This is a genomic window from Pseudoalteromonas sp. T1lg23B (assembly GCF_002964665.1).
Classification (GTDB): Bacteria; Pseudomonadota; Gammaproteobacteria; order Enterobacterales; family Alteromonadaceae; genus Pseudoalteromonas.
Genome location: NZ_PQBZ01000034.1, coordinates 683,998 through 705,293 on the forward strand (window position 1 = coordinate 683,998; position 21,296 = coordinate 705,293).

Genomic DNA, 21,296 nt, shown 5'->3' on the forward strand with positions numbered 1-21,296 from the left:
TTTACTCCGCAATAATTCCATATTTCAAATCTAGGTCGCCCGAATCTTTCCTTTCAAGTACCATTTCTGTGTCTGGATTTACCAGCACATCAAGAAATCCTGTGCTCGTGTGAATTAGGTCGCCGTCGAACAGTAAATGCATAAATGTGAGTGGTGATACAGTCGCTCCGATATAGTTTTCAAGCCCATTTACAATGGTTTGAATCCCATCGCTCGATGGCGGAATGAATGAATCAGACAATCTAAATAAATTACCTTGGGTATTGTAACTAAAGAAAATCTCATCACCTTTAGAAACCAGCGAACCTATGTTTGCTAGTCTGTTGATTGCGCATCGTCCTATTTTTGTGTGATCAATGCTTGAATCACTCAGAATTGGCATCATTAATAGGCTTTTACCGTTTGTATACTGCACCGCAATACAGCAATAATCATCGGTTACAGCGCTAATACCGCTGCTAACGTTATCTTCGCCGATATCTAGAGAAAAGCTGCCTTGGTCGGAAATTAGCTCGTTCGATAGCGCCATCGTTTTGTAATAAAACAAATTGTCGTAAGAGTGCATAAAATAAAGCTTTGTGCTGTTCTCACACATCGTTAAACTGGGCGCATAGTGATTTGTGCCAGTGGGACATAAACCCGCTGAGCCATGCCCGCCCACTTGTTGCCAATTCACACCGTCCGTGCTTTTTAATAAGTTTGTTCTGAAAAAGCTGTAATCAACAAAAGGGGGAACCATCAGACACATGTAAAACGTGCCATTTCTATACAAAACCTGTGAACGCTGTATACATCTGTCGACAAGTTGCTGCCATGTCGCATCCGATTCAGCGCGTTTGGGATCGAGCGGGATAAATGAACGCATCGAGATAAACTGCCAGCTACTGCCATGGTCTTTTGTCACAACAATGCCGTATTTCTCGCTGTCAGTACGTGCTACGCTCACAAACGTTCTGGCACCATCACTGGCAACCCCATTATTATTGTTTAATACAGTCACGCCGTTTGGTAGTGTATGTTGCTGATAATTCAGACCGTCTTCGCTTGTGTAGTACTCGTTGTTTTTGACTCGGATGTACCCCTCATTTCCTTTGCCTGTGGCCGTACCGATTGGCTGGATGTCATTTGTATTATTTAAATCAGAAAAGGCGTACATGCCAAAACTCAAATGGCGTGGTATAACATTTGATAATTCTGGATAGTCTGCTCGATTAACAACGCCACCGCCAAGCGGCAGCACATTATCGGGCATTACATGGCTTTTGTGATAAAGAACAAGCGAGCCTATTGCGGCTCCGCTATCAGATACTGCTATCATTATTGGACCTCCCAATGTGTACCATTAAACACCACTAAAATTTCACGATTTGCTTTGTACATAAACTCATTCCCGGTTTGTACGGCTCGGCCATTGCGTTTACTCACATGAATTTGCGCATCAGCGGTTTTAATAACGGGCCAAATACCATTACATTTATTCAGTGACACCGTTGTGCCTGCGGCCAAGCCTGTAGTCGCGGGTAGCGTAAATGGCCCCTCAGACGTTAAATAACGTTTTTCATGAGCGTTGAGTTGATTAGATGAAGAAGAGCTACGGCGCTCGGTTTGTAAGGCACTGACAATGTTACCGCTGTGATAAACATTCTGACCTAAATAGGTAAATTCTTGACGACTAACGCGCAGCCCATCAGTTCTATTCCATGGGCTTTCACCCAATCCAATATACGCAAATGCATTACCACTTTCGGTGCCATTGTTACTGTATACACCAATCCCCCCAACACGCTGCTGCTTTGTGTGTGACCACACTTGCAGACCCACTGCGTTTTGAGCTGAGGCTAGGCTACAGTTCCAGCTACGAGCTTGCGATGCAAAAACGTCATCTGGAAAAGTGCCGCCCGTTACCTCTGCCGCACTGGGCTTATTGCCTGTGTGGTAAACGCGTTGGTTATTGTCGGCACCTGCGTATAGCTCACCGCTAACCTTTACATTGGTATTAAACCAGTGACTCGGCCTGTCCGTAACGTAATGGCAGAAGCTAGGGTTTCGCGAACCAATGTGAAGCGCACCAGAATTAGTTAGAATTTTTACTGAGTCATGGTCTCCCTTGGATAGTTGGGTACCAGAATCTTGCAAATAGATGCTACTGCGAAAACGCACCCAATTGTTTTGGTAATGCATTTGCATCGTCCAGTTATCGGGTATGTTGTCTTCACCCAAACCACCCATGCCAATATAGGAGTAACCATTGCCGATATAGCTAAGGTGAAGTGATGCGCCAACATTAGTGCGACCCGATTCACCCAAGGAGATACCTGCGGCCTGTTCACTGTTATCACTCCCAGCATTAGCGCTATCCAACGTCAGCCAAGGGTTATTTTTGGTGATGGTGATGTCTGTATTTTCAGCTACTGCGCCTATTTCGCTTGGGGTTGGCTTATTTCCTGTGTGGTAAACGCGCTGCTTGTAGTCGGCACCTGCGTAAATCTCTCCTCTGAAGTGCGCTGATGCACTGAAAAAATACGCGGGTAGAGATGTGTAAAAGTGACAAAAATCTGTGTTGTGCGGGCCAATTTCTACGTAGCCTAAGTTTGTTTGTACTTTAAGTGTATTATTATTCCCTTTTGCTAGCTGCGTGTTTGAGTCTGCTAGATGAATGCTGCTTCGAAACTTCACCCAATTACTTTGGTAATGCATTTGCATGGCCCAGTTATCGGGTATGTTGTCACTTCCCAAGCTGCCCATGCCGATATAGGAGTAGCCATTACCGATATAACTAAGATGAAATGACGCACCACCGCTCTCTCGACCAGACTCCCCCATAGAGATACCTGCGGCTTGCTCGTTTATTTCGGTCCCAGTAGTGGGGCTATCCAACGTCAGCCATGGGTTGTTTTTGTTGATGGTGATGTCTGTATTTTCAGCTAATGCGCCTATTTCAGACGGTGCAGGTTTGTTGTATGAAGTGTAAGCATTTGCATAAAACTCAAATGGCTTGGCCCTGCCATACGTTTGTAATGCTATTTGACAATAAAAACCGTAAATATAATTTGAACTATGAAAACTTATAAAATGCGGCGTACCATTTATAATAGAAACGCTGGGGCGATTCGATACTAAATCATTCGTATAAATATGCTGAGATTGCCACTCGCCATTTTGTTTATAGAATCGAGCAACTAAATTTGTATCAGTATACGTCCCTTGAGTCATGCCAAAGATCAGTATGTCCGATGCGTCTGACGGCAGATCTGGAAACTCGCGCGGAGTATTAGCATTCATTGCTAAGTCAAATGAACGCGTCAAAAAGTGCGCAGACTGATGACTAACTCTACTTCCCACACCGTGAAGTGCCATTTCTTCACGAACTTTATTGTCTCCTGCTGCTGCGGCTTTAGGTGTGACAACTAAGTCTGCATTTTCCCCTGTGATTACATCATCATCTTCGCAAAGTCGCTTATCAGTCAGTATGTTACTGCCGTTTAGCGCCATATTATTTTCAAAAATGATAGAACTATCATAATCGAGTGAATCCGCAACTTCATCATTGAGTGCCGCATTATTCTGTGTGTCAAAGTAATCTAGGCCAAACGGTGTAAACGTTCCAACACCATTACACGTAACATTGTTGTGCTCTGATGCTGAAAAATAGAACTCAACCCCACCATATTTTTTACCGTTGTACATGAACGTGCACAACCTTGCGGCGCTTTTATGCCCTATTGTTTTTATGAAACCTCGCATTTTTGGTGAATTATGAACATAGCCGACCGCCACATCTGCAATCACAGGGCTTATGATGTTATTAACTCTATGAAATGAGAGTCTGCAATGCGCCCATGAATCCCAGCCCCATTCCGTAACTTTCAATTCGCACAACGCGATTACGCTTCGTCTGTACGATTTTTTTTGCAGTTGCCCAGTTAAATCAACACCAATAGTTTGCTATGCGTGCGCGCCTCCAGCGGCATTATCACATGGGTAAAGAATTGCTCGCTCACCCACTCTTTGGTGGCATAGATCATTGATGGATCGATTTTCTCGCTAAGAACCTGACCATCTATAACATCAATAACAGCTTTAATACCCAACTCTGCGGCTGCATTGTCAGCTGCCGCCGGCTTGTAAGTTTCTGGGTATTTGATGATGGCAAAGGCTTTACCATCATCGGTATAAAAAGCGGCTTCGCGAACGTAAAAACCGCCTTCACTAGCTGGTACTACCCCCACGACTTCCACCAAAGGTTGCTCTGGTAGCTGTTTGAGATAATTAAGGTCACTACGGTAAACAGGCTGACGCAGGTCAGTGTCATGTTCAGTAATACTCCCCTGACCTACCGCAAATTCGCTCAAATGAATGGATTGCTTGTTGGCAATGGCGGCCAGCACTTTTTCACGACCAGCAGCGGTGAGCTTGGTCCAATATTGTGTATTTGACATATATAACTACTTGTAAGATTAAGAAAGTGGAAAAATCGTGGTCATGGTCGAGGAACAAAATACGCCTGAAGTGGCTATCCCCAAATTCCCCTGCAAGTGCATTTGTATGCTGTAATCAATAGACTTGCGTTTAACGCTGTCTATCCTTCTGCGGGTTTCTTGAATTAAGGGTAAATCAATGCCTTGTTCAGAGACGTACACATCAACATGAAACGTCCCAGCCTCACGCATCGGACTGTGTTCAAACCATTCGGTGATCTGTGCGCCTAGCTTAAATGGTTGTAGTGCTTTGGTGATTGCATAGCGAGTCCCTAAATGACGATGCTGATCAAAGCTATTGGCAACCACCTGACGCTTTAAGTCAATTGGCCATGTTTCATCCCACTCCTGAACCCCCTGACTCCATGCAAGCCAAGGTAATAACGATTCCGGACATGTGTCTGGTGTCCATAACCTTGCTATATCCTCAACACCACTGTCGAGCGGCGTCAATAACCGATTTGAGGCCTGTTGCAAGGTATCTTGCAGTTCGCTGCCGCGGTGAAGTTCACTCATATCAACACCCCAAAGGTGAGATTATCCAAACCGTTTTGGCACCAAGCTACTTCGTCATCTGCGACAACAATATTGTCTGCTGGTGAAACCAGCTCGACTTCTTCCACACCCGCTTGGTGCAACATGGCAAAAAGTGCAGAGCGTTTAATGTGTTTACCCAAACCGCTGCGCTCAGCGAGATAGTCAGTGACTTTATCAATGACTTGCTGTTTTACCTGTGCGTGCCCTGGACCTAACTCCAATTTTACGTGTGCTTGTAAGTTAAACTCCCTGACCTTCGCAGGTACAATTTCTACTCGGTCACCAATAGGACGGACTTTTTGCGCTTCAAGTATTTCAGACACTGAACTTTGATCGCCCTGTTTTAAGCCAAATGTGTACTCCAGCTTATTTATTAGTTCAGTTGAGGGTTGGCCGTCAGGTGATTCATTACTCAAAATTGTCAGTACAATATGGCACGGCGATGGACTACTAACACGCACATCCTTCACTCTTGGGTCTGCAGTGAGAGTATGATAGATATAACTTTTTTCTGTTCCAGCCGTATTGAGACTATGAAATGCCAATTGCACCCGCTCACGCAAACGTTGATCGCTCTCATCCGCTAACCGAGCAACCTGATAACGGCTGGCAATATGCTCCAAGTCGTTGCCAGTCGCACTACTTAGCATGGTCGATTTAGCCGCATCATTGACTCGCGCGCGCAATAACATGGCCTGATAGGCGTAGCTGTTGAGCAGTTGAGTCAGAGGCTCAGATTCAAGTGACAATACCTGTTCAAGCTCAGGGCTACGCGCAATTAAATCTTGTTTGAGTGTGCTCAGTAGCTGCTCATAATCTACTTTTTCCAGCACATCAGGTGGCGGCAATTTAGATAAATCAATAAGTTGAGATTTTGACATAGGTCTTCTTAGATAACGGATACAATGGATAACAAAAAACGATACGCAAAAAAATAGCGCGACGGATCTTTCGTGATCTAGTGAGCATAAGACACAAAGCTCGATACAAAGAGAAACCGTATCGGCCATCAAACCAGATCAAAAAAATGGGCATAAGGTGTTAACCCTATGCCCACTTAGTACGGGAAAGACTACTTTTTCAAATTTAGCGAAATAGTAGCAAGTATTTAGAAATGAAAACGGTCAAGTTTGACCGCTCTGTAGAATGGCAGGTTAAAAAAATAACATTGTAAAAATGAGACTTGTCAGAGCCAGTTATACACGTTGGTATTTTTTGAGTAATGTTGCAACAGCTTCGCTGCGCTCTACCATCTCAGCTAACACCGTGTGCATTGGTTTAACATCAACGGTTAACTCATCATTACGCAGTTGCTCCAACAACGATAAGCCCTCAAGTACCGCGCCACCTTGTTGTTTAAACTCTTCAAAACTGTTGGCCTCTTGTAGTGACTGACCCAGTTTGTGCAGTAATACAATTGCCAACTGTGCTGTGTCAGAAGTTGTACCCAATATGCTTGATTGTGTAAATTGATTTTCAAGTTCTGCACGTAACTCAACGAGTTTCAGTACCTGTGCCTCAGCCGCCATTTGCTCATTATTTAAAATTACTTGTTCCATATTAGCTCCTTATTGGGTTAGTCAGTTAAACCGAATTTGGTCCATTTAAGAGCATCACCATGGTAATGGTTTCGGTATTGCATTAACGAGTGGCCTAGGGAATGATATCTAGCATCATTAAGGTAGGAATGTTTTACTTCACCTGTCTCACTATCCAAGTGGCGATACGTACAGTCCCTAAAGATGACTCGACAATCCTGCGCCTCTTGTGCATACGAATGGACACTATTTGCACTACCCACAACAAGGTGTCTGTTTTGGGTAGCAAAATCTCTTATTTGTCCAGCCTGATCAATTGGCTCGAAACGCACTCTTGAAAATCTAAATGTTTGGTTTCGATACAAACTCGCCATTGCTCGAAACATTGCCGCTTCGTTGCGCAAGTACCAATTATGCTTGCTGGTGTCATCATGAACGCCTTCAGCAAAAAATTGAATAACGCCGTTGTAAACATTGAGTAGCGTTGTATCAACGTCCAAATAATGCAAAACTAAACCGGTTGAGTCTGATGAACTTGTCGCACTTCGTGCCAGCATTGGCGATCTAAATGTATGCCCTGCTAAGTCCAGAGTAATTGGGATATGTGCACTGGCCCAAATTACCTTTTCAGGTCCTAAGTAACCTCTATCTCCAACTTCTAATTCATAATCACTTAGGAGTACGAGCGTAATTGACCCAGCTGTAGAAATTTTTCCAATCGTGTGCCTAAACGCTTTGAAGGTATTGAATGGCGTATCTCGTTGTCCGTTACCTCCATCAGCTGCGTTCTGATCAAGGTAAAAAGCTAAGTGACCTCCTGCTAGGCCTGAAGATAAGATCTCATTTGCTTCATTTGCCAGCCTATCTCGCTCGCCCTGCCACTTCCCCACTTCTTGCTCAATGGTGTTGGTTAAATCGGTATTGGTTTGTACCACCTGAGCCAGTAGCTCGGTATTAGTTGCCATATTTGCTCCTATAGCATTTCATCAATGTCGTTGATTGTCAGCGTGCCGCTGACGGCTTGTTTTAAAAGAGTTTTTAAGTTGTCGCGCAACCAATGTTGCTGGTTGGCATCGTGACTGTGCTCAAAATAAAGCGGATAAACAGGAAAGCGCTGGCGGTGACCATCATAGTCATGAACGCGAATACCATTGCCATACAGTAGCCTTGGGGTGCCATCTGCACCTTTTACCCATGCAGTGTTGGCGGTGTCAGCGGGGTCTGAACCAGAAACTTGCTCGGTTAACAGCGCTTTTGGAGTACCAAAATAAAAGTGCTGTTCATGAATGCCAGAATAAGCTTTATCGGCACTAGTACCGCCGTTGTTGCTATCTTCTGTACGCAGTTGGTTATTTTCAACCGTTTCGCAGCCATAGGGGTTCCAATGCTCACGCGGAGTACGCAATATTAGCTCCAGCGGTATCATCCAGCTAAATCCCCCAACCACTTGCGGGTGGCTGGTTTTGGCGCTAAACAATGTTGGGTCGTTAAAACCACGGTTAGCTGAGACACGACCAGACGCGTCGTTACGGGCAAAACGATAGCGACGGTTGTAGTACGCCGCGTTAAGGCTACCGCCTTGCCAGTTTTGTAAGGTATCCTCTAAGCCATATTGGTCATATTTTTCTTCCAATACGGCACCTGCTCCTTCCAAACCGGGTAGCTGTTCACAAAGGCGAGCTAGGTCAACACATTCAAAACGAGCCATGCGTGAACGCATCAGTTTTTGGTTATTGCCAACACGGGCGCGCGAACGTAAATCTTTCACTAACTTAAAGCGGTTGGTATGATCAATGATCCCTTTTAAGGCTTTTTCTTCATCGTATGGCAGTTGACTGGCATCACCATAAATAATGGTAATGGGATGCTGGTGTGAGGCATGTAAATCTTCCCCTACCAGTTGGCTGTTTTGCCAAGTGATACGAATGTCATGACCGTGTCTAAAATCGGTTGAGCTGCGTACTATGATGTCATTCACTGCGCCCGTTTTTAACTGCTCCACTTGCTCGCTAGTAAGCCCTGCATCAAAACTATGATAATGGCTAGCAGCATTGCCGATGATCACTTTCGCACCGCTAGTGCCAAGGCGCGGTGCTAAGGTGGCCACGGGCATGCTGCTAATTCTAAATTGCAATAAACCATACTGCGGCACGCCGTTTTCATCCACAAAACTGATACGCATGGGGTGATAAGGAATGTTCTCTAAGCGGTTCTTATGGCCCGAATAATTCAAATAGCGACCTTTATCAAAAATATTCTTGAGCCTTGCACCATCGTTTGAATGACGGAAGCTGTCGGTCGGGTCATTTAGCTCATCTTGAAAGGTTTCAATCCAGCACTCTAAATAGCTTAGCTCCCAAATACAGTCTTGCGGATTTCGGGTTTTTACATCGCGCATATAACCCGCTTGAGTATTATTAAAATCAATACTGCCATCATTATTACAGCCCGTTGGCAAGGCTTGCACATGAGCTGGAATTTGCGCCGCAGTCGAATGCATGCGCGCTAAATAGTTACCTGGTGTGGCATGCATTAAACGGTAATCGTTGTGACGAGTTCGAAAGTAATAACCGTTGATACAGGCGGCGATTTCCGCCATGCCCGGCATCGCTTTGTAATTGGGATGGTTGTGAATATTCAGCGTGGCATAGCTGGCATCCACCACACGGTGCCCCACTTCAAACCCTTTATCAGCCTGATACTGGCGCGTCCCTACCACACCGCTACCACCGTTCATGCGTACAAACTCAGCCATGCCTTCTTGATAACTGGCATCAGACAGCCAACCGCGCTCAACCATGTTAAATACTGGCAATTCATGACTGCCATTTTTACTATGAACACCGTCGAAATAGTCGCGATTAACCGAATTATCTGGTGTATTCGCCACTTCTTCTACACGGGCTTTCGTGTTATCAAGGTCTTTTGACAGAGTTTCAACTTGGCGTTTTAAGTTGCTAATCAACTGACCTTTTTCATGTCGGCTCAAGTTGTTGTGCAAAACACCATTGGCCAGTTGGCTCATGCTACGCTCAAGATTGAGCCATTGCTCATCAATCTGCCCATCATCCAGTGCAATTGGCACCTTACCGGCCTCAGGGATGGTCGTCGCGCCATAATCGCTGGTTATCTTTGCTGCAAGGTTGGCCGATTGCTGAGCTTGACTGGCATGTTCAGCTGCATGTGAAGAAGCTTGCGTTGCGATTAGCGCTTCAGCGCCGGCAAGATCTTTCGCATTGCCTGCATTGACAGCTGCGGTTTTTGCTTGCTCACAAGCATCATCAGCTTGCTGCGTATATTGTGCGGTTTGGTCTTTTAACAGTTCAGCTTGAGATTTAAACCGCTCAGCTGCACTCGATGCAAGTTCGGCATTAAACAGCTGCATAGATGACGCGGCTGCCTGTGCATCCACCGCTTTCTTAGCCATTTTGGTGTTAAAAGCGTGCTCAGACACCACTTGGCTGTGTTCACTCACGGCTTTATGTTGCGTACTTACTTTATCTGCAAGTGCTTGGGTATAAGCCTGTGCCGTTTGCGCTTTGCTGCTGTCATTTTTAACCTGTACGGCAATGTGCTTTGACTCAGCTAAGTGCGCCTGCGTTACTTGCTCTGCTTCTTCCGCATGGCGCGTTAACATCGCCGTCGCTGCCGCTTGTGCATCCGTGGCTTGGCGGTCGAGGTGAGTATGCCAAGTATCTTCTGCCACCTGTACGCTTTGTGTCGCTACTTGCTTGGTTTGCTCATCAACCACCGTTGCCGCATTGACCACCTGCTCATGCTTTTTCACCACATCTAGGTGCTTTTCGCTCACTTCTTTGTGGGCAAGCGCCATACGGTCTACATTGGCGTCAAACTCATCCAGCTTTGGGGATACTTGGCTTAAGCTGGCAGCGTTGCGAGCAATATCTTGCTCAAACTGGCTAAGTTGCTCACTTGCATCAGTTGCAACTTGCGCTAGATTTTTCAACCCTTTGGGCGTGGGAACCTGCGTTTGCTCGCCTGTAAAGTTGGTAATGATGTGCTGATGTTCATCGCTTGCAAACCAACCGGTTAACTCGTCTTCACGCTTGTGCCATTTGCGTTGTAAATCAGCCAAGTCAACGGCAAGTTCATTGCTGAGTCCTTCACCAAAGTCTTGTACTAGGCCATAGGCAATTTGACGGTGATTGTGTAGCGGTTTGTAGGCGCTGCCATCTAGGTGCGATAGCCGCAAAGTGGTGTTGTCTATCACCTCAGCTACTTGCAACAGGGTGTCTTTGCTATCGGCCTGGTGATAGAGCAAATCACCTTTTTTCACTTTAGCAGCATCGATAAAGCGTGTGGAGGTGCCTTTTACTAAGTCACTGCCTTTGGCTAAGGTGATTTTTCCGACTGTGTAAGTCATGTAAACCCTCTCGGTTTAATTGCTTTTTGGCGCACGCACGCCCACCCAACACAAAGGTGCTGAGCCAATTCATTAAAACTTTGAAATAGAATTTGGGGCGTGATGTGCGCCAATGCGCAAAGGGGATTAGTTAAATGGATAGCGCTGTTTTATTTCAGCGACTTTGTCTTTCCATAGCTGAAGCTTTTGCTCTGACTCATCAAACAAGTATTCCATATAAAGTGGGTCTGACTCGTCTTTGTAAGCAGCTTTTCGTTTTAGCTTAATTTGTAAGTTTGCGTATTGTTCAAGCGCCTGTGCTACAGATTGCGCGTCAATGCCATGGTGAACGCCATAACCTTTTACCGCACCGTCAACCACTGGTTGTTGAGTTTCAATATCAAGCAAGCTAGTGATGTCATAATATTCGTATTCGCCAATTTTAAGCATAATGGCCTCCAAAGGTTTCGCCACTCATAGGCTTTTTCTTATCATCTGGGTGATCAAGGGCAAACAGTTGTGGGGATGCGATATAACATTCCAGGTAGCTGTTGTTGTCACCGGAGGCGAAGTTTAAAGAAGCGAGCCCATTACCACAGTATCTGTATGGCTTCACAAAGAATTCAATTAGCTGATATGGATGATTAGCATTCTCTTTGCTAAAACTATCTGAATCAATCTTAAACTGGCCATTGGTGCTCCTGTTATAACCTGCATGATCACCAAAAATCAGTGTGCCTTGCTTTAAATAAACCCAAGCTCTAAATAAGAACAAGCCACCAGCAAAAGCACGATTTTGCCCCACATGTAAATTAAGTGATGCATGCTTTGCGCTTTGCTCTGTTTTTTTATCAATACTTAATTTTGTGATGTAACCACGCTTTTTAAGTCCACTCCACTCAGGGGCAGATAAAGCTCCATAGCTCATAATGTGCTTGTCGCTCATATGTGCGTAAATTGGCTTTTCAGGCGTTGCTTGCCAAGGATCATCTGTGTAATTGTCAGGTTGAGACAACTGCATCTCTTTTACATTGGCATGCGCATAGCGAGTACCAAAAGCGTAAGTATCCTGTGACACTACTTCCATTTTGGCATCGCCACTTGGTAAGAATGGCGGCGTTGCTGGCACCAGTTTCTCTACCCCATCAACCGTTTCAAGCGTGGTATTCATCAGCCACGGATCCATTAGCAGGTTGCCCCCGACGATTCGGTGTTTTAGCAAGTCTTGGGCAAAACCATTCATTTGCTGTTCGGCGCTATCAACCCGTTGGTTGATGTGGGCGAGCTTATCGATAACATTTTTTGTCAACTCATTGTTTGAGGTGACCAAATCGGCATTGGTTTGCTGTAAGCTCACCAAGTGCTCTTCAAAAGTTGGCATTAAATTATACTCCTAGTGATAAAAGTCGGTCGTTGAATTGTAATTGGCGATAGTTGGCGGCAATTTGCGCTTGGGCAATTTGTGCTTGAGAGAGCGTGATTGCCATAAACTCTTCACCTAAAAATAGGTTTAGGTCGCCACTGTTGTTCACTGTTATGTTGTCAATTGGCACAGCGCTGAGCACCAAATCAAACCCTTGAATAACTTGCGCAAGTGGGGTTTGGTAAAACAGTACATCGCTTGGGTGTGACCAAACCGCGAATAAGGTGCCGTCGCTAAGATAAAAGCCCACCTCGCGCACCGCATATTCAGCGTCACTACTGAACTTTGCGGTGACATGTAGCTGGCCCTTTGCAATGTTCTTACCGCCTGTTACTGGCACTTTGTTTTTCAATGCTTTTAAGGCAACTTGTTCCCGTGTGGGTTCATACCCTTTCGTGCCCACCGCAACATGGGAAATTTGTATTTTTATGTCGCTGGTTTTAGCGTTTACGGCAGCATTTAGCCCCGCCTGCGTGATGATGGGTGTGTAGTTGTTCATTGACATACCATAGTTGTGTGATTGAGAAAAATAACGGATTGGGCGCTTTGCGCATTGAGGCCACTTGCCAACGCTATATCTGGCGCAAATGCTACTTTGCTGCGCTGCACTGACACCGAATGTGTCGATGCCACCGCTGTCATTTGCGTGAGTGCAAAGTTAAAACTTGGATTTTGTTGCCATTGCCCACGTTGCAGTTGCGTATGCGACGAGGTTGCAGCGATTTCTGAGGTACTTTTCTGATTATTGGTGATTTCAAAGCGCATCTGTGTGCGCAGTGGTTTTGTTGTTTCGATAGCACGCCATAACTGCGCTTGTAATGCTGGGGTAAGTGACGGCTGGCCTTGTTCATCACGGTTTTCCTTGTTTGAGGCCACTATTTTTGCACTATGTGCCACCCCTCCCGATTGCCAATCTTCATCTAGCTGGGCATCAACTCCCAGTACCTCAATGGCCGAAACAATGGACTTGACCGTGCCCTTGATACGATGCATCGGCACACTGTCTTTGATCACTTGGCGCTTAGTTTGCTCGCTCCAGAGATTGTTCCAACTATCTACGCTTAATCCATGGGCTAACCAAGGTAAAAATGCTTTAGGACATTTATCAGGGTTCCACAGCCAGCCATTTAAAATAGGTGTTTGTTCAATTCGCGCAGCGCTTTGTATGATGGTGCGCTCTAATTGGCTGCTGTTGAAGGGCAACAAGTCATCAGACATGACGCCCTCCAACCGTCACTTTCAGCGAATTGCAGTATGGTGCCTGGTTGGCAGCAACCACAATGTCACTAGTGGGACTGATTAGTTCAACTCTTTGTACGCCCGCGCCATGCAGCACGGCATAAAGACTTGAAAGAGAAATATCGTGGCCAAGTCTATATTGGGTTTTTAGCCAGTCACGACATGCTTGCTCTACTTGGCTTCGTACCGCTTGCTCTTCAGGCCCAGAGTAAAGCGTAAGCTTTGCGTCAATTTTGAATTCTTTGATAGCGGCCGATTTAACGTTCACAATGTCGGTTAATGGCCGAATGTCGTCACTGCTTAAGTGCGATTTAACTTCATGTATGACTTGTCCACTCGCTGTACCGTTACCTTCATCACTTAAAATCGTGATCACCACATCACCCGGTTGCGGTTTTTCAAGCCCTGCGCTTTTGACGGTGTTCAGTAGCATTGCCGTTTTTGGCACGTGCTGTACAAGTTCACTCGGTACTGGCTGATATTCAAATTCAGGTGCATCCACATGCACATCTTTTACATGTTCACAAGCCTGCAAGGCGTGAAAAACATATGCTCCAGCGGGGCCTGCTGTACTAAATCCCTCTAATGCCAGCTGAATACGTGAACGATAACGTTCATTGTGCTCGTTTTGCTCACGTATTACGCCAAAACGTGTACCTAAATGATCAAGCTCAGTGTTTGTTGCTTTAGCCAGCAACACTTTTTCGGCTGCTTCGTTTACTCGCTGACGTAATAAAAGCTCACGATAGGCAAATGACTCTATGAGCTTAATCACCGGATCGCTGGGCATATCCAATGCAAAGGCTGGATAGCGAGATTTAAAATCGTCCAAAATGGCCGATTTAATTGTCTCAAAATCAAGGGGTTCAATCAGTTCTGGTGTGGGAAGTTGTTTAAAATCAATGGCGCTAAAATTCGTTAAGCTCATAAAACACTCGAAGTTGGCAAGAATTGCTAGACGGGTTGGTTTGGAGGTTGGTAATAATAGAGGTATGTTGTATTAGATATTTGCGGCAAGTGATAACCTTGCCGCCCATATACCAACGAAGAATTAGCTTTGTTTAAGCACTTGGCTTATGCCGTGAGCACGCTGGCAGATTTCATCCATAACCTGAGCTTGCCCTTTCACCTGATAAGGGAACTCTAAGCTGCCAGCTGTCACTTGCTGTTCAATGCTGCCAATGGCTGCTTTTAACGACTCGGTCGAGGCGCGCATTTCCGCAAGGCTTTGCGCTTGGCTTAGCTTGTTGATAAAGCCACTTAGCTCGTTGAGCAAAACATGGGTGGTATCTGATGTTGTGCCAAGTAATGAAGCGTTATCAGCCACTTGCTGGTTAATTGAGTGGCGCGACGCTATACGCGTTTGCTCCGCCTGCTCAGTTTCCGTGAGTTGCACCTCAAATGTTGCTGACTCGCCAAACTGCTCTAACACCAACTGTGCAGTGACATGCTCTGGGGTGTTTGCGTTATAAAACTGGTCTACTTGTTGATTATTTACGATTAATTTAGCCATGGTTACTCTCCTTAGTCATATGCGTTTTGGTCAGCGTCGCCAAGATATGGGAACTGGCCCCACTGCCCTTTGGACAAATCTACATCGCCGGTTACAACCGCCGGTAATGCGACTTGAATAATACCTGTTTCGGTTTCGGGTTTATCTTCACCATGCACGTACGGATGGCAATGCGAATATATGTTCCGAGTACTATCGACACTAAAAGCTTGACCGCATAACTTGGCAACTTCTCCAGCTTTTAATCCTTGACACCACCAGCCATTTGGCACAATACCTTTAATATGCTTAACCACCGCGGCACTTGTCATATAAGTCGGCGCTCTAAAATATTGATACATGAGGTACGCACTTAAATTACTTTGTTCGCCACGTCTGTTTGGATAATATTCCAACTCCCAAATGTGAAAGCTATTTGCAAAATACTTGCGATCAGAGTTTATCGCTTGCAGAAACTCTCGAGCCAGCGCCGAACGTTGCTCGGGTTCCACACCTGTGGTCACAGTCTCTATCACTTTGGCATTTTTAACAAAACCACCACTCCAGTACTTAGGAAATGTTTGTTCATCATTTGGAACCAGTGCTTGATTCATAGTCACTCTAAAGTGGGATTGCTTATCTCTAGCTGAGTTAATGTAGTTGTTTACTTGATTGATATAGCCGTCGACTTTGGTTTTTGATTGAGCAACTTTCGCGTCTATATCAACGATTTTATTATCTACAACTGTGGTGAGGTCATTTGACGCCTCGATTAATTTGGCAATATCTTGTTCTAAAGCCATTTTGTTCTCCAACTAATGGGTTTGCCATACTGCTAAACTGGCAGGATTAAAATAAAAAAACCCGCCATAAAGCGGGTTTCGTTCGGTTTAAAAATGAATTATTCAGGTTTTGGGTAGCGTGCTTTAATGGCGTTTCGCGCTGCAAGCCAAGCTGTTTTTGTCGCTTCGGCTTCTGCGCTGTCTTTACCAAACTCAGCTTGAGCGGCTAAATAATCAAACGCTAAGCCATCTGATTCACAGTGGTAGGCATAGGTTCTGGCATGTTGGCACTGTGCTTCAAGCTGTGCTTGTTTTGCTTGTGCAAGTAGCGCAGAGATATCCGTTTTTGATACCCCTAAATCTAGCAGCGTTTTTTCGTCCGCTGGTACATTCACTAACTCATTACCTGCAACGGTTAATTTATCTAATAACATTGTTTTTCCTTCTCTTGATTATTCAGTCACTGGTGGTGTGTATGGATGGTTTACGTATGGAATAGTATTGGCGATTGGTGCTTTACGTGCTGCAAACTCTATTGGCTTTACAAACCATCGTACTGTCCAGTCACCTTGCGCACTTGAATAAGTATCGCGGCGCTCCATATCACTACCATCGTGGAAATCCACATCACCTTGCCAATTTTTAGTAATGCGATAGGTTAAACCGCCACCACGCAGATACAGGCCACTTCGTGTACAGTGCCATGGGCCCAAACTGCCATCTTCGCCGCCCCCATAAAAGCTTTTCGCTGGATCCATTTTTTCTGCATAACACTGTAGACGGTAATCAACATGGCTCACAGTGTTATTGTACCTCTCGTGAAAACGCTTGATATTCATATAATTAGCGTCACCACTCCATACTGATGCATTACCTTCTAGTTCCAATAACAAGGCTGCTTGGTGAGCAGATGTCGAATTAAGCGGCCGCTCACTTACACCGCCGTTCCAAGCGTAGTTTCTGTGAATGGTTAATTTTCCGGTACCAAAACTGTTATCAGGAAATCTCCACCATACTGGATATAAATAATCCTTTGAACCGCCTATGGTGATGGTTTGTACATAGCGACTTTCTGGGGTTGCGTCCTGAATAAACTGATCTACCTGTGCTTCTTTTGCTTTGACGCGGTTATCCAGTTCAACCATTTTGTTATCAATCAAGGTTGCTTTGTTATCAACTATGTTTGTAAGTTCGTCGGCACGGTCGACGAGTTTTGCGATATCTTGTTCTAATGCCATGTTAAAAGTCCTGTTATTTCAAAATTCCCGCATCCATCAAAGCAAATTTTTGCTTGAGGTGGCGGACCATATTGCCGATTTGCGCTGCACCTAACTTGGCAAGTTCTGGGGCTATTAAAATATTGAGATTAACGCCTTGGTCAATGACGGTAATCGAGTCTGCTGGTACCCCAGTTAACACCAAGTCAAACGCCAGCAGTAAGTCCACTTCGGCAGATTTATAAGCGATGGGCTTGTCTGGGTTTGAATACACCGCAAATAAAGTACCGTCTTCAAGGTAGAAGCCGACTTCATTCACCCAAAAGTTGTGATTGGTGTCGTCAATCACGCTCATATGAATTTGCGCGTTGCCTTTGTCTTCACCGCTGGCCACTGAAATACGGTGTACCTCAGCTTGCAGCGCGCTGCGGCTTTGATCTGGGGTATAATTACCCGTCCCTAAACCGATTTTGCTAATTTTGGCTTGAAAGCCGTTTTTGTCTGAATTAAACACCGCCTCTAATCCTGCGGTGGTTATGGTTGGCCGTAAGATTGTGCTCACTGCACTTACTCCTTTTTACGATAGAAATAAAAGCAGTTACACGGCATGACCTGTGGTCAATTACACCTGAATTTGAGTGCCGCTAGGCGATGTGTGTGAGTAAACCAAATGTCTGTTGCCAAGTGGTAACTACTTAGTTGGATGTAGATAAAAGCGCCCAACGCTCATGCGCTGATTATTTAGATGTACGTGTGCTCGTAGCTCAGCTCCTAGTCTGCCTTCTACGGCCTGCGTGAATCCATGTTGTCGATTTACGCCAAAGCGTCTTTGGCTCGCCACCGTTAGACCTGCCGTTATTTCACTAGGCGCAGCTTTTACCGGAACGGTATCATAATTAAATCGCCCGACTTGTAAGGCACTACTGGTTGATGCAACGGCTAAACCACTGCTCAACTTTACGCCAACTAAAAAGTCAAAGTGAGCACGCTGAGGCTTGGTATGATTCGTTACGCGATAAATGTCGTCATACAGCTGTTTCGATAGCGTGACGCTTTGGCTGGTGTACGCACTGTCGTTGGCCCAAGCAATGAAGGTAAAAGTATTGGGCTCTTTGCTGTGTATGGGTACCAGTACCGCATCATCAACATCTTCAAACCATTCGAAAAACTCCATTACCACACCCAGTGATGCTAAAGCGCGTTTTACCGCCCCCACCGTGCCTTTATGCTTGTGTATAGTCACCGAGTTTTGGATCAGTGTGCGTTTTGTCTCGATTGGCCATTGCTCATCCCACTCATCAACCGATAAGCTCCAAGCAAGCCAAGGTAGTAGCGATTGGGGACACGTCGCCGGATGCCAATGTTTTGCCACATAATCAGGAATTGATTTTGTGGTTCCAAAGTGACTTGCACGCTCATGTGCTTGTTCAAACTTGCTGGCGTTTGGCGGAAGTAGAGACTTAAACTCATCAACCGTTTGCGTTTTTGACATCAGTCACTCCTACAAATATTCAATATTGATTGAATCTGCAATCGCCGCTTCGTCAATCTGGCATGTGATGTCATCAAAGGGGGCGAGTAACTTCACTTTGCGAACGCCGTCTTGATGTAACGTATCAATGATCCCAGAATGCGGCACTTCTTGCCCCAGTTTGTAATGTTCAACGATAAAGGTCTTTAACTTGCTATTTATCTGTTCGTCTACCTTTGCTTTGTCGGCGATTTCATTTAGGTAAACTTGGGCTGAAACCTGATATTTCTTTGGCACAACTTGGTGTACACGGACCAAATCTGTCAGCGGCCTGATATCTTCATCATTAAGATGCGTTCGAACCTGACTGATCACCTCGATGGGATCTGTATCTTGCTGTGCAAGTACTTTTACATCCACCACTCCAGGTTGACTTGAGTACACGTAAACATCTTTTACATCCGGCGTAGCGGCCATAGTTTGATATTCATAAGCGCCCATGGTGCCCGCCATACTGTGGCTTTCTAACGACAGAGGAATACGAGCACGGTAGCGCTCATCACTTTCATTGTCTGAACGCTGTACGCCAAAAAGTACGCCCAAGTGGTCAAGATCTTTGCCCGTTGCATAAGCAACCATGACTGAACGTGCAGCATCATTAATGCGTTGGCGCAGCAGTAACTCTCTGGTTGCAGCTATTTCTAGTAGCTTGGTGGCTGGGTCTGATTCCAACTGTGTATACTCTGGTATCGCCTCTTGGAGCGCGTTTTGCATTTGCTGATAAATAGTTTCAAATTCTAAGCTTTCGATCACATCTGGCACCGCCAAGTGTGATAGCTCAATTGCATTGTTCACAGATTACTCCTTAATGGAAAACTCGGTGCCGTGTGCTTGTGTTGCACACTAGTGTGAGAAAAATTACAGGGTGATGTTTAGTGGTGGAACACCAAGTAGATACTTAGTCTTTTCGCAGGTTGCTACCGAGCAAAGTATCAAGTTTCTTATCTATTGAATCTAATCGTTTTTCAATCCGTTTCTGGTCTTCATTGCGGATCTGCTTTAAATGGGCCAGTTCTTGCGTGTTGGTGGTAATACGCTTATCTAAATCTCCCAGATAAAGAATTCCTGATACCAACAATGTTACCGTCGTAATGATATGGGCTAAATTGAGCTCCTTTTTCATTTGCCAATGTTCTGGTTGACTCACTTGGCAACTCCCTTCACCTTCTCGAAAGTTCTCAACCCAGCCAGCCCTAACATCCCTAAAGTCAGCTCAAGCATGACGTCTAAAGGCAATTGCGGTGCGCCAACATCAGGCCAAAGCCATTGCAATATTGGATTAATTACAAATGAAAACAAAAAGCCCAAGCCACAGACCCAAAGTAAAAAAGGCCTTGCACCAGCGACAAAAACACTGCGGTGAGACGCACTAAGTGCGTTTATCTTGGCTTGAACCTGAGCTGACTTAGCGACTAATCGCGCCTTAAGTAAATCTTGTTTAAGCACTTCTTCTTCGCTGGTAAACAGCTCATCAAGAATATTGCCGACCGTCTGGATAGGATCTTGTGTCGTACTGCCAAATAGCGTTGCCAATAACCCCATTATTGCCACTCCCCTGTCAACATTTGCTTGGCAAGTTCGTTCGCTCTATTGGGCACCTGATTTGCCCAGCGGCTGTTAAGCATCTCTAAAGCCGCTTGCTCGTAATTGCCTCGCTCAACATGTGTAATCATTTTCTTAAAGCCCATTAATCCATTCAGCCCCAAGTTAAATGCCATGTTAATCAATACCGCTACACGCGCTTCATTACACTTGCTAACATCAATGCGACGCTTTACACCCGCTCTGGCTTCTTGTACGTCATGTGCTAATAACTGTTCGGCTTCTTCCTCACCGACCCCATTATCATCAAGATTACGACCATACCCGATAGTCAGTTTGCCTCCTGTACAATAATAAGGGTACTGCTTGTACCCTTCGTGCTTTTTGATCTGTTCGACCGTGATCATCAGCGACATAGTTACCCCTTATACACTATTAAGGTTGGTCGAGAATTCAACCAACAAACTGCGTTCAGCTTTGACTAACCAAAACTCTGCTGAACGTTTTGAGTCAAAGCCAACTAACTTTGCAGCCTCGGTCAAAGTGCCAGACATTAAGTAGCGTGCGCGAATGGCACGTATACACTCTGGTCTAAGGGCTGCTATTAGCTGGGTAATTAACTCAATTTCCTGAGGTACTGACATTGCATCAGCCCCCATAGCACCGCCCGTGGGTCGACCCGACGAATCACTCATCGAGCTGCGCTTAAAACCTTTTCCATATTCTCTGGATTGCCAGAATTTACCCCAACGTTTCAAAGCACTGCGAACTTGTTTAATCGTTATGTGTGTCGTCATGGTTAATTTTTCCTATAACTTCCAAAATATCTAGTAAATACACGTCTTCAACAAGACCAATAACGTCGTTCCATTTGGGGTCAAACTCACGGTTCTCCCAACGCCTTAATGTACGTTCTTCAATACCATAGCTCGCCGCAGACTCCGCTTGGGTGTACCCACGCAATTGGCGTGCAAAGCGCAAGATTTCTCCGCCACGGGGGGTTTTTCTGGTTGTAAAGATTCTTGCGGGCTTGGAAGGTGATTGATTCATTACTGTACTGTTCCCTTTAATTTCTTAATTAACTAAATCATCGCTGGCTACGTGTGCTTGCTACGGTTCTGTGCATCAAGCTGAGTACGTAAAGCGAGACCGTA

Annotated in this window: 25 protein-coding genes; all 25 read right to left on the reverse strand. The window is 45.3% G+C overall.

The genetic code is table 11. The features are described 5' to 3' along the window. Window position 1 precedes the first annotated feature (1 nt). The 25 genes from C2M32_RS11465 to C2M32_RS11585 all read right to left on the reverse strand — a co-directional run bounded on the left by C2M32_RS11465 (window position 2) and on the right by C2M32_RS11585 (window position 21,192). Entirely contained in the window at window positions 2-1,318 is a 1,317-nt protein-coding gene (locus C2M32_RS11465; RefSeq protein ID WP_105168546.1) for a hypothetical protein, read from the reverse strand. After that, window positions 1,318-3,687, reverse strand: coding sequence for a hypothetical protein (locus C2M32_RS11470; RefSeq protein ID WP_105168547.1), 2,370 nt, complete (start codon window positions 3,685-3,687; stop codon window positions 1,318-1,320). Before C2M32_RS11470 ends, C2M32_RS11465 begins: the two co-directional genes overlap by 1 nt. A gap of 236 nt (window positions 3,688-3,923) precedes the next feature. Continuing rightward, window positions 3,924-4,439 (reverse strand): phage tail protein, encoded by a 516-nt coding sequence (locus tag C2M32_RS11475; RefSeq protein ID WP_105168548.1) that lies wholly within the window; start codon window positions 4,437-4,439, stop codon window positions 3,924-3,926. An 18-nt stretch (window positions 4,440-4,457) separates the two neighbouring features. Further along, window positions 4,458-4,994 (reverse strand): phage tail protein I, encoded by a 537-nt coding sequence (locus tag C2M32_RS11480; protein WP_105168549.1) that lies wholly within the window; start codon window positions 4,992-4,994, stop codon window positions 4,458-4,460. Beyond that, on the reverse strand, window positions 4,991-5,896 hold the full coding sequence (locus C2M32_RS11485; RefSeq protein WP_105168550.1) for a baseplate assembly protein: 906 nt from the start codon (window positions 5,894-5,896) through the stop codon (window positions 4,991-4,993). The genes C2M32_RS11480 and C2M32_RS11485 overlap by 4 nt, the downstream gene beginning before the upstream one ends. Before the next feature lie 315 nt (window positions 5,897-6,211). Continuing rightward, window positions 6,212-6,574, reverse strand: coding sequence for a hypothetical protein (locus tag C2M32_RS11490; RefSeq protein ID WP_105168551.1), 363 nt, complete (start codon window positions 6,572-6,574; stop codon window positions 6,212-6,214). A gap of 17 nt (window positions 6,575-6,591) precedes the next feature. Then, window positions 6,592-7,518 (reverse strand): hypothetical protein, encoded by a 927-nt coding sequence (locus tag C2M32_RS11495; protein WP_105168552.1) that lies wholly within the window; start codon window positions 7,516-7,518, stop codon window positions 6,592-6,594. An 8-nt stretch (window positions 7,519-7,526) separates the two neighbouring features. Then, complete coding sequence (locus C2M32_RS11500) at window positions 7,527-10,937, reverse strand: hypothetical protein (protein ID WP_105168553.1); 3,411 nt, start codon at window positions 10,935-10,937, stop codon at window positions 7,527-7,529. Between the two features lie 126 nt (window positions 10,938-11,063). Beyond that, a complete protein-coding gene (locus tag C2M32_RS11505) occupies window positions 11,064-11,366 on the reverse strand; it encodes a hypothetical protein (RefSeq protein ID WP_105168554.1) in 303 nt (100 codons plus the stop codon). Continuing rightward, entirely contained in the window at window positions 11,359-12,297 is a 939-nt protein-coding gene (locus tag C2M32_RS11510) for a hypothetical protein (RefSeq protein WP_105168555.1), read from the reverse strand. Before C2M32_RS11510 ends, C2M32_RS11505 begins: the two co-directional genes overlap by 8 nt. Before the next feature lie 4 nt (window positions 12,298-12,301). Continuing rightward, window positions 12,302-12,838 (reverse strand): phage tail-collar fiber domain-containing protein, encoded by a 537-nt coding sequence (locus tag C2M32_RS11515; protein WP_105168556.1) that lies wholly within the window; start codon window positions 12,836-12,838, stop codon window positions 12,302-12,304. Next, complete coding sequence (locus C2M32_RS11520) at window positions 12,835-13,557, reverse strand: phage tail protein I (RefSeq protein ID WP_105168557.1); 723 nt, start codon at window positions 13,555-13,557, stop codon at window positions 12,835-12,837. Before C2M32_RS11520 ends, C2M32_RS11515 begins: the two co-directional genes overlap by 4 nt. Next, window positions 13,550-14,506 carry a baseplate assembly protein gene (locus C2M32_RS11525; RefSeq protein WP_105168558.1) on the reverse strand — a complete coding sequence of 319 codons (957 nt, stop codon included), beginning with the start codon at window positions 14,504-14,506 and terminating at the stop codon, window positions 13,550-13,552. The genes C2M32_RS11520 and C2M32_RS11525 overlap by 8 nt, the downstream gene beginning before the upstream one ends. Before the next feature lie 123 nt (window positions 14,507-14,629). Next, entirely contained in the window at window positions 14,630-15,091 is a 462-nt protein-coding gene (locus tag C2M32_RS11530; protein ID WP_105168559.1) for a hypothetical protein, read from the reverse strand. Between the two features lie 11 nt (window positions 15,092-15,102). Next, complete coding sequence (locus tag C2M32_RS11535; protein ID WP_105168560.1) at window positions 15,103-15,873, reverse strand: hypothetical protein; 771 nt, start codon at window positions 15,871-15,873, stop codon at window positions 15,103-15,105. Window positions 15,874-15,971: 98 nt separating this feature from the next. Beyond that, a complete protein-coding gene (locus C2M32_RS11540; RefSeq protein ID WP_105168561.1) occupies window positions 15,972-16,286 on the reverse strand; it encodes a hypothetical protein in 315 nt (104 codons plus the stop codon). Window positions 16,287-16,304: 18 nt separating this feature from the next. Then, window positions 16,305-17,090: a phage tail protein gene (locus C2M32_RS11545; RefSeq protein WP_105168562.1), complete on the reverse strand. Its 786-nt coding sequence runs from the start codon at window positions 17,088-17,090 to the stop codon at window positions 16,305-16,307. Window positions 17,091-17,103: 13 nt separating this feature from the next. Then, a complete protein-coding gene (locus tag C2M32_RS11550; protein ID WP_105168563.1) occupies window positions 17,104-17,631 on the reverse strand; it encodes a phage tail-collar fiber domain-containing protein in 528 nt (175 codons plus the stop codon). 129 nt (window positions 17,632-17,760) lie between these two features. Continuing rightward, entirely contained in the window at window positions 17,761-18,561 is an 801-nt protein-coding gene (locus C2M32_RS11555; protein ID WP_105168564.1) for a phage tail protein I, read from the reverse strand. A 9-nt stretch (window positions 18,562-18,570) separates the two neighbouring features. Continuing rightward, window positions 18,571-19,395, reverse strand: a complete 825-nt coding sequence (locus C2M32_RS11560; RefSeq protein ID WP_105168565.1) for a baseplate assembly protein — start codon at window positions 19,393-19,395, stop codon at window positions 18,571-18,573. Window positions 19,396-19,498: 103 nt separating this feature from the next. Continuing rightward, window positions 19,499-19,747, reverse strand: a complete 249-nt coding sequence (locus C2M32_RS11565; RefSeq protein ID WP_105168566.1) for a hypothetical protein — start codon at window positions 19,745-19,747, stop codon at window positions 19,499-19,501. Further along, a complete protein-coding gene (locus C2M32_RS11570) occupies window positions 19,744-20,142 on the reverse strand; it encodes a 3TM-type holin (protein ID WP_199886154.1) in 399 nt (132 codons plus the stop codon). The genes C2M32_RS11565 and C2M32_RS11570 overlap by 4 nt, the downstream gene beginning before the upstream one ends. Continuing rightward, complete coding sequence (locus C2M32_RS11575; RefSeq protein ID WP_105168568.1) at window positions 20,142-20,558, reverse strand: glycoside hydrolase family protein; 417 nt, start codon at window positions 20,556-20,558, stop codon at window positions 20,142-20,144. Before C2M32_RS11575 ends, C2M32_RS11570 begins: the two co-directional genes overlap by 1 nt. A 9-nt stretch (window positions 20,559-20,567) precedes the next feature. Further along, the gene (locus tag C2M32_RS11580; protein WP_105168569.1) at window positions 20,568-20,939 is read right to left on the reverse strand and encodes a hypothetical protein; all 372 of its coding nucleotides are present in this window, start codon (window positions 20,937-20,939) and stop codon (window positions 20,568-20,570) included. Next, window positions 20,917-21,192: a helix-turn-helix domain-containing protein gene (locus tag C2M32_RS11585; RefSeq protein ID WP_199886155.1), complete on the reverse strand. Its 276-nt coding sequence runs from the start codon at window positions 21,190-21,192 to the stop codon at window positions 20,917-20,919. Before C2M32_RS11585 ends, C2M32_RS11580 begins: the two co-directional genes overlap by 23 nt. Between the last annotated feature and the right edge of the window lie 104 nt (window positions 21,193-21,296).

Bases quoted from the DNA above. Each gene is read 5' to 3' on its own strand.
- C2M32_RS11585 (WP_199886155.1), bottom strand. From the start codon at position 21,192: ATGAATCAATCACCTTCCAAGCCCGCAAGAATCTTTACAACCAGAAAA.
- C2M32_RS11480 (WP_105168549.1), bottom strand. From the start codon at position 4,994: ATGAGTGAACTTCACCGCGGCAGCGAACTGCAAGATACCTTGCAACAG.
- C2M32_RS11535 (WP_105168560.1), bottom strand. From the start codon at position 15,873: ATGGCTTTAGAACAAGATATTGCCAAATTAATCGAGGCGTCAAATGAC.
- C2M32_RS11505 (WP_105168554.1), bottom strand. From the start codon at position 11,366: ATGCTTAAAATTGGCGAATACGAATATTATGACATCACTAGCTTGCTT.
- C2M32_RS11470 (WP_105168547.1), bottom strand. From the start codon at position 3,687: ATGTACAACGGTAAAAAATATGGTGGGGTTGAGTTCTATTTTTCAGCA.
- C2M32_RS11575 (WP_105168568.1), bottom strand. From the start codon at position 20,558: ATGTCGCTGATGATCACGGTCGAACAGATCAAAAAGCACGAAGGGTAC.
- C2M32_RS11510 (WP_105168555.1), bottom strand. From the start codon at position 12,297: ATGCCAACTTTTGAAGAGCACTTGGTGAGCTTACAGCAAACCAATGCC.
- C2M32_RS11515 (WP_105168556.1), bottom strand. From the start codon at position 12,838: ATGAACAACTACACACCCATCATCACGCAGGCGGGGCTAAATGCTGCC.
- C2M32_RS11580 (WP_105168569.1), bottom strand. From the start codon at position 20,939: ATGACGACACACATAACGATTAAACAAGTTCGCAGTGCTTTGAAACGT.
- C2M32_RS11465 (WP_105168546.1), bottom strand. From the start codon at position 1,318: ATGATAGCAGTATCTGATAGCGGAGCCGCAATAGGCTCGCTTGTTCTT.
- C2M32_RS11475 (WP_105168548.1), bottom strand. From the start codon at position 4,439: ATGTCAAATACACAATATTGGACCAAGCTCACCGCTGCTGGTCGTGAA.
- C2M32_RS11540 (WP_105168561.1), bottom strand. From the start codon at position 16,286: ATGTTATTAGATAAATTAACCGTTGCAGGTAATGAGTTAGTGAATGTA.
- C2M32_RS11530 (WP_105168559.1), bottom strand. From the start codon at position 15,091: ATGGCTAAATTAATCGTAAATAATCAACAAGTAGACCAGTTTTATAAC.
- C2M32_RS11490 (WP_105168551.1), bottom strand. From the start codon at position 6,574: ATGGAACAAGTAATTTTAAATAATGAGCAAATGGCGGCTGAGGCACAG.
- C2M32_RS11520 (WP_105168557.1), bottom strand. From the start codon at position 13,557: ATGTCTGATGACTTGTTGCCCTTCAACAGCAGCCAATTAGAGCGCACC.
- C2M32_RS11495 (WP_105168552.1), bottom strand. From the start codon at position 7,518: ATGGCAACTAATACCGAGCTACTGGCTCAGGTGGTACAAACCAATACC.
- C2M32_RS11485 (WP_105168550.1), bottom strand. From the start codon at position 5,896: ATGTCAAAATCTCAACTTATTGATTTATCTAAATTGCCGCCACCTGAT.
- C2M32_RS11545 (WP_105168562.1), bottom strand. From the start codon at position 17,090: ATGGCATTAGAACAAGATATCGCAAAACTCGTCGACCGTGCCGACGAA.
- C2M32_RS11525 (WP_105168558.1), bottom strand. From the start codon at position 14,506: ATGAGCTTAACGAATTTTAGCGCCATTGATTTTAAACAACTTCCCACA.
- C2M32_RS11500 (WP_105168553.1), bottom strand. From the start codon at position 10,937: ATGACTTACACAGTCGGAAAAATCACCTTAGCCAAAGGCAGTGACTTA.
- C2M32_RS11555 (WP_105168564.1), bottom strand. From the start codon at position 18,561: ATGTCAAAAACGCAAACGGTTGATGAGTTTAAGTCTCTACTTCCGCCA.
- C2M32_RS11570 (WP_199886154.1), bottom strand. From the start codon at position 20,142: ATGGGGTTATTGGCAACGCTATTTGGCAGTACGACACAAGATCCTATC.